The organism is Shewanella sp. SG44-2, from assembly GCF_014164215.1.
GTDB lineage: Bacteria > Pseudomonadota > Gammaproteobacteria > Enterobacterales > Shewanellaceae > Shewanella > Shewanella frigidimarina.
This window is the reverse complement of record NZ_JACJEU010000010.1, coordinates 68,070-82,650: the sequence shown is the minus strand read 5'-3', so window position 1 is coordinate 82,650 and position 14,581 is coordinate 68,070. Positions and strand designations below refer to the sequence as shown.

Here is a 14,581-nt window from a genome sequence, read left to right as displayed (position 1 = left end):
AAAACGTTTTACTCTTTGTTGAGTGATTCTTTGTGAATCAAGTGGTGCTTAGATTACTAGGCAGCAATCCACTCGCCTCGATTAAAACGTTTTTATCTCGAACAAAATTTAACCAGCAAAGATCAACAGGCACTAGCACATTAAAACAATTAATTATAATTAATCGTTAAGTTTCAATACCGCTAAGAATGCCTCTTGTGGCACTTCAACGTTACCGACTTGCTTCATGCGTTTTTTACCTTCTTTCTGCTTGTTAAGTAGTTTCTTCTTACGTGAAACGTCACCACCATAACACTTAGCGGTTACATCTTTACGTAATGCTTTAATACTTGAACGAGCAATAATCTGACTACCAACAGCAGCCTGAATAGCAATATCAAACATTTGGCGAGGGATCAGTTCTTTCATCTTTTCAACCAATGCCAAACCACGATGACGAATATTACTGCGGTGAATAATCATCGCTAATGCATCAACTCTGTCGCCATTGATTAGAATGTCCAATCGCACCATATCTGCAGGATCAAAACGGATAAAGTTATACTCTAATGATGCATAACCCCGACTCGTTGACTTAAGACGGTCAAAGAAATCCATTACAACTTCAGCCATCGGCAAATGATAAGTCACGGCCACTTGGTTACCGTGATAAACCATATTGGTTTGCGAGCCACGCTTTTCAATACACAAGGTAATCACGTTACCTAAGTATTCTTTTGGCACTAATATATTGGCTTCAACAATCGGTTCACGAATTTCTTCGATATTATTTAGCGCTGGTAAGCCCGATGGGTTATCAACGTAAATCGTTTCACCATTGTTCATGATAACTTCGTACACCACTGTGGGTGCCGTCGTAATCAAATCCAAATTATATTCGCGCTCTAAACGCTCCTGAACAATCTCCATGTGGAGAAGGCCGAGATAACCAATACGGAAACCAAAACCTAACGCTGATGACGTTTCAGGTTCGAAGAACAGTGATGCATCATTCAAACTTAATTTATTTAACGCATCACGGAAGCTTTCATATTCATCGGTAGAAATCGGGAATACACCAGCATAAACCTGAGGCTTAACACGTTTAAAACCTGGTAGCGGTTTGTCTGCGCCATGTTTTGCATGAGTTAAGGTATCGCCTACTGGCGCACCGTGAATTTCTTTAATACCAGAAATAACATAACCCACTTCACCAGCACGAAGCTCTGTTTTATCTTTTTCTTTTGGTGTAAAAATACCAACGCGATCCGCGTTATAGTTCTGTCCAGTGGACATCACTTTAAATTTTTCACCTTTTTTAAGAATACCATTCTTAATACGTACTAAAGACACAACACCAAGGTATGCATCAAACCACGAGTCAATAATCAACGCTTGTAAAGGCGCAGATTCATCACCCACTGGAGGAGGAATTTTCGCAATAATTTCCTCTAGTACTAAATCAACACCAACACCTGTCTTTGCTGAACAACGCACAGCATCCATGGCGTCAATGCCAACAATGTCTTCAATCTCTGCTGCAACACGGTCCGGTTCAGCCTGAGGTAGGTCAATTTTATTTAATACAGGAACTACGTCTAAATTCATTTCCAGTGCGGTATAGCAGTTTGCTAATGTCTGAGCTTCTACGCCTTGACCTGCATCAACTACTAATAGTGCACCTTCACATGCAGCCAAAGAACGTGATACTTCATAAGAGAAGTCAACGTGGCCGGGTGTATCAATGAAGTTGAGTAGATAAGTGTTACCATCTTTGGCATGGTAATCTAAGGTGACACTTTGGGCTTTAATCGTAATGCCACGCTCACGTTCTAGATCCATTGAATCTAAAACCTGTGCAGCCATTTCACGGTCAGTTAAGCCGCCACATACCTGAATCAGGCGATCGGATAAAGTTGATTTACCATGGTCGATATGGGCAATAATCGAGAAGTTTCTAATGTGTTTCATTATGCTGCAATGACTACTACTAAAATGATGAAAATTAAGGTGGCAAATTGTACCTGATTGGGGGGGTAATACCAATCAGATTAAACAATAGTATCCATTTTGGAGCGATTATTGACCATTACAGGAGGTTTTCGAGTGCATGAACACACATTTTGAGGTTCAAAGAGATGGTTCAACATGTTACACGGCATCATAATCCATCAGTATAAATGTGGAAAATACTCACTAATGACTCGCACTGATAATACCCACTTCTTGGCCTAAATAGGTAATGATAACGGGTGTGGCGTGAGCCTCAAGTTCAGTGGCAAAGTGTTTACCAATAAACCAAGCAACCAATGCGCCTAATGCACCAAAAGCCATAGCAAAACCATTCGTACTTAATCCTATTCCAGCGGCCAGCATATGCCCTATCATTGCAGATAAAAATAACCCTATTAACGGCAATAAATACACTAATGCCGCTGCTTTAATGATAACGCTTTCAGGTAAGCCGATTTTAAGCAAATCACCGCTATGGCAAGGTTTTTCACTCGGTAATGAAAACCGTTGTGTATGAACCGAAAAAGCTTTAGCTATCGTCGACGTGCCACAATTCTCACTGCTGGCACAATGGTTACATGCACTTTTTAATTCTACCTCAACGGTTACCCAGCCCTGTTGATAATCAACCACGCGGGCAATTTCTTCCATCATAGTGGATGTAGATGACTCGGACATGTGGCTCTTCATTTAATCAGCTCAAACCATAAAATTAGGAGGTAATTTTAGCACAATGCAACTCATTGGCTAAGCAAGTTTACCGCTAAGCTATATCATTTCTAATTTGCCACTAGAAACACGAAAGCCGTGACACAAAATATTGTTGTCACGGCTTTCGTGTTAATGAACACTGTTTATTTTAACACTAAACTATTGGCTATCTTGTCTAATGTTTCAGAAGGAACCTTACCAATAGCAACAACTTCAAGCGTACCTACCTTAACGACTACCATGGATAAACCATTACGAATAAGCAGTTCATTGGGCATTGGATTTTCTCCAGCTCGCGCGACATAAACAGAAATATTGGCTAATCCATCCGTTAACGCCACATATTCAACGGGCTCGTGAATGCCGATCAAACGGTGATGATCGCGAACAACCACATCAAATCCTTCTGGTAACCAAGTAAATTGCCAGTTTTTACCATCGGTGCGTTCCGCTTGGTTCATCACTGCAGGCCATTCTTGCTTTGCAGCTTCAATTAAAATGTTCGCAGGTTCGGTTAATTCAATCAGCTCAATTACCATGGTTTGTTCAAGTAATTGTTTTTCTTTATTGAGGGAGTCAAAACGTAATGGCAAATAAGTGTCCATATCAATCCACACTTGAGCGTCATAACGATTGTCATCATTGGCGAGTAAACGGATCATTTGACCTGGGCGTCCAGCAATACGTCCCCGACCGCCAATAACAAACTGATAGCCTTTTTCAAGCTGACTTAAATCTCCCGCTAAAGCTGCTGGCCAAATTCCCTGAATACGAGGAGCGACAACACTGTAAGCCGGTTGGTCATGTTCTATGAACGTAACTGTATTACCCACTCGCACTGCATTTTTAGGAGGGCCATTAAGGTATTCAAGTAATGCGACTTCTTTATTATCGACAATGCCATGAATGTAAACAAGCGGACGGATATGGTCGGCTTGTAGCTGAATAATAGAGGTTTTATATTGCTTATCGTGCATTGCTTGGCTCATATTCTTAAGCCAAGCTTTAGCAGATAAATCATCTTCAGCGTGTGTTGGAAAGGTTAACACTAACAGTGCTAGCAGGATAAGGCGCAAGCTAACTCCTAACATGGTAAGACAAGATTCTGCCGACGGATTATGGGTTTACCGCTGCATCTTGCACGCTATTATCATCAACAGCAACACCTGGATTTAAGCGTTGTTGTAACATGTGATCTTGGATATAAGCATTAATACGGCGACGCTGTTCTATAACTTGCTCATTAGAATAGCTTTGTTGATTTTGTACTGCACCAGTCTGATAGCTTACCGGAGACACACTGCCCACTAATGGACGAGTCATTAATACCGGTAACGGTGACTCAGCATCATTGGTTTGGTTGTAGTTTTGTACCCCAACAATAGCCACCATAGCAACTGTTGCAGCAATAGCATATTGGCCAAACTGTTTGAAAAATGGCACCACGTTTGAACCCACTGCAACTTGCTGTGGAGTGCTAACTTTCTCAGCTAACTCACTTTGTTTGGCTTGAGGCATAATAATTGTCGGTTCAAGCTCAATTGCTGCAGTGATGCTAGCGAAAAGGTCTAAGTCAATGGCTGCCGGCAGCTCGCCGCGCATTGCATCGCCTATCATGTGATAGCGTTGCCACTCATCATGTGAATCAACGTCGGCAGAAAGCTGCGCCAATGTTTTATCATCGGCTTCACCATCAACTGCTGCAGATACCCACTCTTGACTTGATTTAAGCATTATTCACCTATCTAAGGTTAAGACTGTTACTTTTCCAGCAAAGGCTGGAGCTGTTTGTCGATTGCTTCTCGAGCACGAAAGATACGCGATCTTACGGTGCCAACAGGGCAATCCATTATATTAGCAATATCTTCATAACTCATACCTTCTAGCTCTCTGAGTGATATTGCCATTTTTAACTCTTCAGGCAGAGTATCGAGCGTATCGAAGATCACTTTACTCATTTGATCTTTCATTAATAACCGCTCTGGTGATGCAAACTCTTTTAACGCATCACTGCCTTCATAATATTCTGCATCTTCTATATCGACATCGTTTGCAGGTGCTCTGCGCCCTTGCGACGTAAGATGGTTTTTTGCGGTGTTTACCGCAATACGATACAACCAAGTATAAAATGCACTTTCACCACGAAAATTTGCTAATGCTCTATACGCTTTAATAAAGGCTTCTTGTGTCACATCCGCAACATCCGCTTGATTGCGAACATATCTGGAAATCAAACTCATCACTTTATTTTGATACTTCAGCACTAACAGGTTAAATGCATTTTTATCGCCTTGCTGTACTCGTTCAACTAATTGTTGATCACTATATTGTCCACTCATCCGAGCCGACTACTCCTAAATCTGTAATGCTGATTTCTCAGTCGCTCGAATCCTGTTCATATAAGTAGACCTACTGATATGAAGAAAGTTCGATATTGAATTAAAAAAAATTAATTTATTTTACATATAAACAAAATATCTAAGCAAAATCACAATAAAATACGCTGTAAAAGTACCCTGTCTCGGTTATTTGATTTACTATGATCAAACCACAAAGCCACACCATGATACCTGATGAAACAAGCAGTTGAACACCAATCTGACATTTTGGTCATCGGCAGCGGTGCTGCAGGACTAACTTTAGCACTACATCTTGCTGAAAAATCAAAAGTAATTCTTCTTTCTAAAGGCCCATTATCAGAAGGGTCAACATTATATGCTCAAGGTGGAATCGCCTCTGTTTTTGATGAAGGCGACACAATTGAGTCCCACGTCAACGATACCTTAATCGCTGGCGCCGGATTATGCGATAAATCAGTTGTGACATACACCGCAGAAAATGCAAAAAGCGCAATGCAATGGTTAATTAATTGTGGTGTGGCATTTGATAAAGAAGAAACCTTAGCTGGAGTCGATAATAGTACAGCCCCCTATCACTTAACTCGTGAAGGTGGGCATAGCCATCGTCGTATTCTGCATTCTGCCGATGCAACTGGTAAAGCGGTGCAAACCACTTTGCAAGAACGTGCAATCGCTCACCCAAACATACAAGTACTTGAACGTTACAATGCGATTGATTTAATCACCACTCGTAAATTGCATCGACCGGGTAACCGTGTACTTGGTGCTTATGTGTGGAATCGCGATGAGGAACATGTAGAAACCGTAAGAGCCAAGTTTGTTGCACTAGCAACAGGTGGTAGCTCAAAAGTTTACCAATACACCTCTAATCCTGATATAGCCAGTGGCGATGGTATTGCAATGGCATGGCGTGCAGGTTGTCGTATTGCCAATATGGAATTTAATCAATTCCATCCAACGTGTTTATTTCACCCTAATGCCAGAAACTTCCTATTAACTGAAGCATTACGCGGTGAAGGTGCTTATTTACGTCGTCCAGATGGCAGCCGTTTTATGCCCGACTTCGACGAAAGAGCAGAACTCGCTCCTCGCGATATTGTTGCTCGCGCAATTGATTATGAGATGAAACGTTTGGGTGCCGATTGTGTCTATTTAGACATCAGCCATAAACCTGCTGATTTTATCATTAAACACTTTCCAACCATTTATCAGCGTTGTCTTGAGTTGGGCATTGATATCACCAAAGACCCAATTCCAGCGGTTCCAGCTGCGCACTACACATGTGGTGGTGTGATGACGGACCTTCATGGTCAAACCGATATTAATGGCTTATATGCTATTGGTGAAGTGGCTTACACAGGCTTACATGGCGCTAATAGACTCGCGAGCAATTCACTACTCGAGTGTTTAGTATTTGCCCGTGCTGCTTCACAAGATATCGAAGGTCTGTTGCATAAAATTCCGATGCCTTGCCCGATACCAGTATGGGATGAGAGTAAAGTCACTAACTCTGATGAAGAAGTCGTCATAGCCCATAATTGGCACGAACTACGACTCTTTATGTGGGATTATGTGGGCATTGTCAGAACAGATAAACGATTAGAGCGAGCACTTCGAAGATGCTTAATGCTTCAACAAGAGATTGAAGAATATTATTCAAACTTCCGTGTCAGCAATAATTTATTAGAGCTACGTAACTTGGTACAAGTTGCAGAATTGATTATTCGGTGTGCAATGGAACGTAAAGAAAGTCGAGGGCTTCATTATAATATTGATTATCCTGAACAAATTGACAATCCTAAACCAACCATTTTACAACCCAACCGTTAACCCCTGCTAATGTGACTCAGCTTCATACCATCAATGGCTTAATAACAGACGACACAGATTTCGATATGCTGTGTCGTCTAACATATCACTCCACACCAACAATACCCTGTTCTCACCCGTTTGAAGATGTTGTAAAAAAATAACGCACAGTAATGGACTAATAAACGCTCTTTTAGTGAGTATTATTTTATTGAGACTTCCATTTTCACCTTGCAATAACGTACCGGTTCCCTTGTCACCCAAAGTAAGCAAACAACGCCAATTAGATAAACTGCGCCAGCTGTAAACAAAAATGAAGATAATGCTAAGGAATAATGACATTTGCGTGATGCGGTATATCAAGGAAGGAAAATGAGGCCAAGCTAAAAAGCTTGTTAATACAACAGCAAATGATACGACTAAGGCAGCACGCTGCAAAAATGAGGCACTCAATGCAAATTGTTGCATATGAGTGCTAGTACTGACCAAGAAATCAACAGAAAGGTTAAGGTGCGGCTCTGCCACGGACTTTAACTATCATATTGGCGAACAATGGATCTGGGCATTGTTCATGGCCCATGAACCAAGCAAATAACTCCGGATCTTCACACTCCAATAACCGAATAAAAGTGTTTTTATCATTATCAGTCATGGCTTCGTATTGGGTTTCGACAAAGGGTTGAAACAACACATCTAATTCTAACATTCCACGACGGCATGCCCAGCGTACACGAGCTATATTCATTAATTCCAACACAAATCTCCTGATGTCTATATAACAAGCTAGCTTATACGATTTTCAAAATCTTGTACTTGTAGATCTCGTCCTGCAAATAAATCACTAAAATCCGTAGCCAGTAATGATTTTACCGCCGGATGCTGGATCATTCGCTCAGCGAACATCACATGATATTCTTCTTTAATATCGGTGGTTTCACCAAGTAATACCATACCTTGAGACAGTATATCATGACGATAAATAGACGGTGCGACAAAAATGCCTCGATTAAAATAACCGAACGCCTTCATCATTTCTGCATCGTCAAACTCCCCCAAAATACTGACATTAAGATTTTTTTCGGCAAACCAACCATGTAATTGTTGTCCTAATGACGTCCGTTTACCCGGTATGAGTAATTTACGCTGCTCAAGACACGCGGGGAAAGGGACCGGAATCGTTTCAGCCGAAAAGAAACTCACCCCACATTCACCCAGTTTTTTGGATAAAATTTCGGGAAACTTCAATGAACCACCGGCGCAATCAGATAAGATCATATCGAGCTTATGTTCACGTAAACGCTCAATTAAACTTTCATGTGTTGATTCATAACACGCCAAGTGAACTGAACTATCATCAGGGATAACGGTTAACAATACTCTACTAACCAAGGCCTTAGATAAGGCATCGGCAATCCCCACTTCAAATAATAGTGACTTATCTTTCTGATAATTGAGTAAATCGAGCATTTCGTAACTCAAGCTAAACATTTTATCGGCATAACGAAATACTAATTCGCCCAACTCGGTTGCGACTAAGTTACGGCCGACACGCTTAAATAACGTGCCTTTTAATCGCTCTTCTAATGCACGAATTTGCCCAGTTATGGTTTGCGGAGCCAAACACAATGCTTCAGCCGCTTTAGTTACTGAACCCTTTTTTTGTACCATCCAAAAATAATATAAATGGTTATAATTTAAATGCTGCATATCAATCACTAACCCAAGAAAAGCCACTCATACTACTATAGCAAATAAACCCAAAATTCCGCTGTTCATTAATCATCGGTACTCAACCACAATATTAATTAACCGATTTATTAGCCAAGATTAAGCATAAAAAAACGCAGCCAAACGGCTGCGTTAATTAATGTTGCAGTTTACTTACTCTGGCGGCAATCCATCAAACTAGTAATAACAGACTCTAGCTCAGCGCTATTACTGACATTGCTTAGTGACACTTGCTCAGTGAGTGCTGATACTATTTCAGATTTTACCGGTATATGACTAGCACAATAATTTACGTTTGCCGTTTGATAACGCTTTCCGGCTCGGTACTTTAGTGCTCTTGACTCATAATCATTTGGCTCGATTCTTTTCTTAGCCAGACCATCTCGGTACATCAAGGCGCCATCTACCACACCTTCTAGATAACTTTGGCAAGTGGGTGACTCAGATGATTTTAGACAAACATTGAACGATTCAGCCGATGCGGGAATAACAAACAACGTTAACAACATTCCCAAAGATAATTTAGTGAGTTTCATGTTTTTCTCCTGTTTCAGGCAGTACTTTGGCTAACCAAAAATAACCAATTAGTGCTGCTAATAACGATCCTGTTAAAATACCAAGTCTTGCATAATCACCATATGCCGCAGGTGAATGTTCAAACGCTAACGAAGCAATAAACACTGACATAGTAAATCCGATACCACACATCACTGCAACAGGAATAATGTGTCTCCAACCAATCCCTGGTGGTAGTTCTGCTAACTTAAGCTTCACGGCTAAATAACTGAATAACAGCACCCCAATCGGCTTACCGAGCAACAGACCCATAATGATGCCTAAGGTAATGGGTTCAGCAAATGAATCTAAAGTCATATTCGTTAATGACAAACCAGCATTAGCAAAAGCGAACACGGGCAGGATCATAAAGGTGCTCCAAGGATGTAACTTATGCTCTAAATGTTCCGATGGTGAAGTACCATCCTTTGCACGTAAAGGAATACAAAATGCAATAATTACACCTGCCAATGTCGCGTGTACACCAGACTTCAATACGGCGACCCATAAAATAAAACCAAGTAAACCGTAAGGTAAAATTGAACTGACCCCTTTTTTGTTCAATGCAACCATAAGCACAATCGATACCGCTGCAATGACCAAGCTTGTCATGGATAAATCAGTACTATAAAACAAGGCAATAATGACAATAACGCCCAAATCATCAATAATCGCTAAGGCTAATAAAAACACCTTCAATGCCACAGGTACACGATTACCGAGCAATGCCATAATACCTAAAGCAAAAGCGATGTCTGTAGCGGCAGGAATAGCCCATCCGACTTGAGTTTCGGGGGTTGCGTAGTTAAATGCTAAGTAAAACAACGCCGGAAACACCATGCCGCCAATAGCAGCAATACTGGGTAATGAAGCTTTGGCCACACTTGATAAGGCCCCTTCAAGTAATTCGCGCTTCACTTCCAAACCAATTAATAAAAAGAATAACGCCATTAGCCCATCATTAATCCACAGTAATAACGGCTTATCGATATCTAAATCGCCCACACGTAGCTGTACTTCTGTGGCTAAAAAACCTTGATATACTCCAGCTAACGGGGAATTGGCTAAAATCATCGCCAAAGCTACTGCGACCATTAATAAAATGCCACCTGCAGATTCTTGGCTTAAGAAGTTCTTAATTGCTCGTTCCATATAACACTCCTAAAAAACAATCGGATCAGTCTATCTTAAATTTTCAAACAATAATAATCGATTGTTTCTTGATATTAACTCGGTTTAACCGAGGCATTGAACGTAAAGTTAACGCTGAAAATAAATTAATTAATTGAATCTGCATTTCACTTTGGCAATGATTTGCCTGCCCTGATTAGGTATAATCGATAAAAGCAAAAAAGGAATTGGGACCAATGAAACAGTATTTAGACCTGTGTAAACGCATTGTCGATGAAGGCGAGTGGGTTAATAACGCACGAACAAACAAAAAATGCCTAACTGTCATTAATGCCGACTTAGTTTATGATGTTGGTAACAATCAATTTCCTTTAGTGACCACACGTAAAAGCTTCTGGAAGTCTGCCATAGCCGAGATCTTAGGATATTTACGTGGCTACCAAAATGCGGCCGATTTTAGAGCTTTAGGCACTAAAACATGGGACGCCAATGCCAATGAAAACCAAGCATGGCTAGATAACCCAAATCGTAAAGGTCCTGATGATATGGGGCTGATATACGGGGCGTTAGGGCGTGCATTTCCAAAGCCTGATGGTGGTCATGTCGATTTACTGCAACAAATCGTCGACGACCTCAGTAATGGTATAGATAACCGCGGTGAGATTTTAACCTTCTTTCATCCTGGAGCATTTGACTTAGGTTGCTTGCGACCATGTATGTACGAACACCATTTTTCATTACTCGGTGATACTTTGTACCTCAACAGCACACAGCGCAGTTGTGATGTTCCATTAGGGTTAAACTTCAACATGGTACAAGTATATGTATTACTTGCGTTAATGGCCCAGATTACTGGCCATAAACCTGGTAAGGCATACCATAAGATAGTCAACGCTCATATTTACGAAGACCAACTTGAACCCATGCGGGATGTCCAGCTCGCGCGCGAACCGTTTGCATCGCCTAAGCTAATCATCAATCCAAAAATTAAAACCCTAAAAGACATCGAAACTTGGGTAACCTTGGATGACTTTAGCGTTGAAGATTATCAACATCACGATGCGATTAAATACCCTTTCGCTGTGTAATATCAGATAGGTTAACTAACAAAAAAACGCCTTTGTTCAACTACTTGAACAAAGGCGTTTTTGTAACAGTTTAGTGCTAAAAAAATAGTAGTTTTAGTCCAACTACAACAAGCAAACAAGCAAATATTTTTTTCAATACTGGCGTAGGCCAAGTGCTAGCAGCTTTTACACCAAACGGCGCGCACAACATGGAACTAATGATAATGCCGATTAATGCCGGCAGGTAAATAAACCCAACTGAGCCCTCGGGTAAATTCGGTACATCGAAACCAGCGATGATATAACCTATCGTACCGGATACCGCAATAAGCATCCCTGTTGCCGATGAAAATCCAACAGCTTGACGCATTTGTAAGCCGCAATAACTTAAAAATGGCACCAGCAAAACCCCGCCACCAATGCCCATTAATCCAGCAATTAACGCTATCGCAGTCGATATCACCAGTAACACTGCAAAGCTTGGCATACTGCCACCCGTTTTGACTTTAAACGGAAAGGCCATTTGTACTGCCATTAATACGACAAAAATAGCAAAAGCCTGTTGTAAATCATCTGATGCAATTTGCTCAGACACAAATGCTGAAGCTAATGACCCGATTACAATACCCGGAAATATAGGCTTAAACAGCTCCCAGGGTATATTGCCGCGCTTGTGATGGGCGGTTGCTGATGACATAGAAGTTAAAATAATCGATGCCAGTGACGTCGCGATAGCAACATGAGTGATTTGAGTTGAACTGATACCCACTGAAGGTAAAATATACAATAGCGCAGGCACAATAATTAACCCACCACCAATCCCTAACAGCCCAGCCAAAAAACCCACGACAGAACCTAAAACAAGGCAAATTAAAAATACCTGCAGCAAACTATCCACGATGACATCCTTAATGTTGCACTTGATTATGTTACGAACCACTAGGGAAAATCATTTAAAACTTTCCTTAGCAGATTCAATCGTATTGCTAATCTATGTTGATTAAATCTAATAGGTTATGTTTTCGCAAGAAACTGGCTAATAAGCCTCGAACCTGGTTACCATTTGACTGTTGTAAAATAGATTCTAATAAATCCGTTAACTCTTGCTTTGATACACGTCTGAGTAAAAAATTGATTCTGGCTAAGCTGCCTTGGTTCATACTGAGTTTGTTATAGCCCATCGCTACTAGAAGCAATGCACCATAAGGTTCACCCGCAAGTTCGCCGCAAACACTCACATCTAAATCATACTGTTTACATTCATCGACAGCCCTTTTAAGTGCTCGAAGAATACCTGGGTGGTAACTATCAAATAATGAACTGACACTCGGATTATTACGATCGACAGCAAGCAAATATTGAGTCAAATCGTTACTGCCCACCGACACAAAGTCGACCCGTTTTGCCACATCTTGTAACTGATACAACAATGCAGGTACTTCAAGCATAACGCCGACTTTCGGCCTCACTAAAATAGTCTTTAATTCTTGGTTTAGTTCAGTAAACGCTTGCTCTAAATATTTTAATGTTTGATCAATTTCATCCAGATTACTCACCATTGGTAGTAATATTTGCAATTGATTGCCGTTACCAGCAGCTTGTAGCATCGCGCGCAATTGCACTAAAAATAGCTCAGGATGATCAAGCGATAAACGAATGCCGCGCCACCCTAAAAATGGGTTATCTTCTTTAATTGGAAAATACGGTAACGGTTTGTCGCCGCCAACATCCAATGTACGCATAACGACAGGCCTATCACCTGCGGCACTCAGTACTTGACGATATACATTTATTTGTTCGCTCTCGCTCGGAAAGCGTTGATGCAACATAAAGGGAATTTCAGTTCGATATAGCCCGATACCATCTGCACATTCAGCAATTTCAGACGCGATACCACTCAATAAACCTGCGTTTAAATATAAATGGATCCGCTGACCATCTGTAGTCACTGATGGTAGGTTTAATTCGGCAGAAAATTGCTTTTGTTTTTCAACATCGGCATCAATCAGTAATTGGTACTCTTCAATTACTGCAGGCGATGGCGATACCAATAGCTGGCCACGATTCGCATTCAGAACTAATAGTTTTTGATCGATGTCGATTGATAACACATCATCAACGCCAACAATGGCAGGTACACCCAAAGCACGCGCTAAAATAGCCGCATGGGCATTAACGCCACCACGTTCAGTGACAATACCAGCGAGTTTTTGCCGTGGAAACTCAGCCAATAAAGTGGCATCCACTTCTTTAGCGACTAAAATAACCGGTTTATCCGGCTCTAACTCTAATCGACCGGGCTCAATAAGCTGTCGAAGTAGTTTTTGCCCAAGCTCACGAATATCACTGGCGCGCTCTTTTAGATATGGATCTTCCATTTCCAAAAACTGTTTGATATAGCGCAATGACACTCGGCTTACCGCAGACTCAGCCTGCCAGCCTAAAGCGACTTCGCGGGCATATTCGCCACCAAGGCTAGAATCGTCTAACAATAATTGAAATGCGGTAAAGATAGAGGCCACATCAGCAGACTTTTCACGCTCAAAACGTTGCGATATTGACGACAGCATGTCTTTACAACGCTGCATGGCCAACTTTAAACGCTGAATTTCAGCATCTATGTCAAAGCAGCTAACCTCGGGTTGTTCTAATGAAATTACACCGCCTAATACCAAACCGTGAGCAATTGCAATACCACTTGATGCATTAACACCACTGAAAACCACTTGCTGTTGCACATTAGTAATGGCCGCTTTGTGTTTCAAGCTGCGCACAACCACCGCAAGCTGAGCGGCTAAGGTCATTAAAAATGCTTCTTCACTTTCACTGAACTGACGGGCTTCTGGCTGTTGCACCACAATAACGCCCACCACCTGCTTTTGAAAAATGATCGGCACAGCTAAAAACGCACGATATTCTTCTTCTGCGGCTTCGGGAAATAATTTAAAACGAGGGTGAATACGAGCATCGGCAAGGTTAACGGCTTCTTCACGTTCAGCAACTAAGCCTACTAAACCTTGCGATAATGGCATGCTCACTCGGCCAACGGCAGATTGTTGTAAACCTTCAGTGGCGGATAACACTAGATGCTGTTGTTCAAGGATATAAATAGAACAGCAATGGGTAGCCATCGCTAATCGAGTTTGTGACACTAAGATGTTTAATGCACTTTCAAGGCTGCTGGCTCTGGCAACAGCTTGAGTGATATCCCTGAGCATATTTAACACT

Annotated in this window: 14 protein-coding genes; 2 read left to right on the top strand and 12 right to left on the bottom strand. The window is 41.3% G+C overall.

Annotated elements, in window-relative coordinates; all coding sequences use genetic code 11:
- Nucleotides 1-159 precede the first annotated feature (159 nt).
- The 5 genes from lepA to rpoE form a co-directional block, all read right to left on the bottom strand.
- Nucleotides 160-1,950 carry a translation elongation factor 4 gene (gene lepA, locus H5181_RS10100; RefSeq protein WP_011638379.1) on the bottom strand — a complete coding sequence of 597 codons (1,791 nt, stop codon included), beginning with the start codon at nt 1,948-1,950 and terminating at the stop codon, nt 160-162.
- A 225-nt stretch (nt 1,951-2,175) separates the two neighbouring features.
- On the bottom strand, nt 2,176-2,646 hold the full coding sequence (locus H5181_RS10095; protein ID WP_180957035.1) for a SoxR reducing system RseC family protein: 471 nt from the start codon (nt 2,644-2,646) through the stop codon (nt 2,176-2,178).
- A 200-nt stretch (nt 2,647-2,846) separates the two neighbouring features.
- The gene (locus H5181_RS10090) at nt 2,847-3,779 is read right to left on the bottom strand and encodes a MucB/RseB C-terminal domain-containing protein (RefSeq protein WP_102035928.1); all 933 of its coding nucleotides are present in this window, start codon (nt 3,777-3,779) and stop codon (nt 2,847-2,849) included.
- A 40-nt stretch (nt 3,780-3,819) separates the two neighbouring features.
- On the bottom strand, nt 3,820-4,437 hold the full coding sequence (locus tag H5181_RS10085; protein ID WP_011638382.1) for a sigma-E factor negative regulatory protein: 618 nt from the start codon (nt 4,435-4,437) through the stop codon (nt 3,820-3,822).
- 26 nt (nt 4,438-4,463) lie between these two features.
- Nucleotides 4,464-5,042, bottom strand: a complete 579-nt coding sequence (gene rpoE, locus H5181_RS10080) for an RNA polymerase sigma factor RpoE (RefSeq protein WP_011638383.1) — start codon at nt 5,040-5,042, stop codon at nt 4,464-4,466.
- 234 nt (nt 5,043-5,276) lie between these two features.
- Between rpoE and nadB the strand changes: the two genes are divergently transcribed.
- Complete coding sequence (gene nadB / locus H5181_RS10075) at nt 5,277-6,893, top strand: L-aspartate oxidase (protein WP_011638384.1); 1,617 nt, start codon at nt 5,277-5,279, stop codon at nt 6,891-6,893.
- Nucleotides 6,894-6,923: 30 nt separating this feature from the next.
- On the opposite strand, the gene H5181_RS10070 is transcribed toward nadB, so the two are convergent.
- The 5 genes from H5181_RS10070 to nhaA form a co-directional block, all read right to left on the bottom strand.
- Nucleotides 6,924-7,397 carry a protein YgfX gene (locus H5181_RS10070; RefSeq protein ID WP_182750940.1) on the bottom strand — a complete coding sequence of 158 codons (474 nt, stop codon included), beginning with the start codon at nt 7,395-7,397 and terminating at the stop codon, nt 6,924-6,926.
- The gene (locus tag H5181_RS10065; RefSeq protein ID WP_086019766.1) at nt 7,378-7,626 is read right to left on the bottom strand and encodes a succinate dehydrogenase assembly factor 2; all 249 of its coding nucleotides are present in this window, start codon (nt 7,624-7,626) and stop codon (nt 7,378-7,380) included. The genes H5181_RS10070 and H5181_RS10065 overlap by 20 nt, the downstream gene beginning before the upstream one ends.
- 29 nt (nt 7,627-7,655) lie before the next feature.
- Nucleotides 7,656-8,579 carry a transcriptional activator NhaR gene (nhaR, locus tag H5181_RS10060; protein ID WP_123776388.1) on the bottom strand — a complete coding sequence of 308 codons (924 nt, stop codon included), beginning with the start codon at nt 8,577-8,579 and terminating at the stop codon, nt 7,656-7,658.
- Between the two features lie 170 nt (nt 8,580-8,749).
- Nucleotides 8,750-9,136, bottom strand: coding sequence for a hypothetical protein (locus tag H5181_RS10055; protein WP_011638388.1), 387 nt, complete (start codon nt 9,134-9,136; stop codon nt 8,750-8,752).
- Nucleotides 9,123-10,307 (bottom strand): Na+/H+ antiporter NhaA, encoded by a 1,185-nt coding sequence (gene nhaA, locus H5181_RS10050; RefSeq protein WP_011638389.1) that lies wholly within the window; start codon nt 10,305-10,307, stop codon nt 9,123-9,125. The genes H5181_RS10055 and nhaA overlap by 14 nt, the downstream gene beginning before the upstream one ends.
- 215 nt (nt 10,308-10,522) lie before the next feature.
- On the opposite strand from nhaA, the gene H5181_RS10045 reads away from it, so the two are divergent.
- Complete coding sequence (locus H5181_RS10045; RefSeq protein WP_123776389.1) at nt 10,523-11,374, top strand: thymidylate synthase; 852 nt, start codon at nt 10,523-10,525, stop codon at nt 11,372-11,374.
- Nucleotides 11,375-11,450: 76 nt separating this feature from the next.
- Here H5181_RS10045 and H5181_RS10040 read toward each other — a convergent pair whose 3' ends face one another.
- Together H5181_RS10040 and ptsP are read right to left on the bottom strand one after the other, a co-directional pair.
- Nucleotides 11,451-12,251, bottom strand: a complete 801-nt coding sequence (locus H5181_RS10040) for a sulfite exporter TauE/SafE family protein (RefSeq protein ID WP_011638391.1) — start codon at nt 12,249-12,251, stop codon at nt 11,451-11,453.
- Nucleotides 12,252-12,339: 88 nt separating this feature from the next.
- On the bottom strand, nt 12,340-14,580 hold the full coding sequence (ptsP, locus tag H5181_RS10035) for a phosphoenolpyruvate--protein phosphotransferase (protein WP_011638392.1): 2,241 nt from the start codon (nt 14,578-14,580) through the stop codon (nt 12,340-12,342).
- Between the last annotated feature and the right edge of the window lies 1 nt (nt 14,581).

Coding starts and splice junctions, on each gene's coding strand:
- lepA (WP_011638379.1), bottom strand. CDS start 1,950: ATGAAACACATTAGAAACTTCTCGATTATTGCCCATATCGACCATGGT.
- H5181_RS10095 (WP_180957035.1), bottom strand. CDS start 2,646: ATGATGGAAGAAATTGCCCGCGTGGTTGATTATCAACAGGGCTGGGTA.
- H5181_RS10085 (WP_011638382.1), bottom strand. CDS start 4,437: ATGCTTAAATCAAGTCAAGAGTGGGTATCTGCAGCAGTTGATGGTGAA.
- rpoE (WP_011638383.1), bottom strand. CDS start 5,042: ATGAGTGGACAATATAGTGATCAACAATTAGTTGAACGAGTACAGCAA.
- nadB (WP_011638384.1), top strand. CDS start 5,277: ATGAAACAAGCAGTTGAACACCAATCTGACATTTTGGTCATCGGCAGC.
- nhaR (WP_123776388.1), bottom strand. CDS start 8,579: ATGCAGCATTTAAATTATAACCATTTATATTATTTTTGGATGGTACAA.
- H5181_RS10055 (WP_011638388.1), bottom strand. CDS start 9,136: ATGAAACTCACTAAATTATCTTTGGGAATGTTGTTAACGTTGTTTGTT.
- nhaA (WP_011638389.1), bottom strand. CDS start 10,307: ATGGAACGAGCAATTAAGAACTTCTTAAGCCAAGAATCTGCAGGTGGC.
- H5181_RS10045 (WP_123776389.1), top strand. CDS start 10,523: ATGAAACAGTATTTAGACCTGTGTAAACGCATTGTCGATGAAGGCGAG.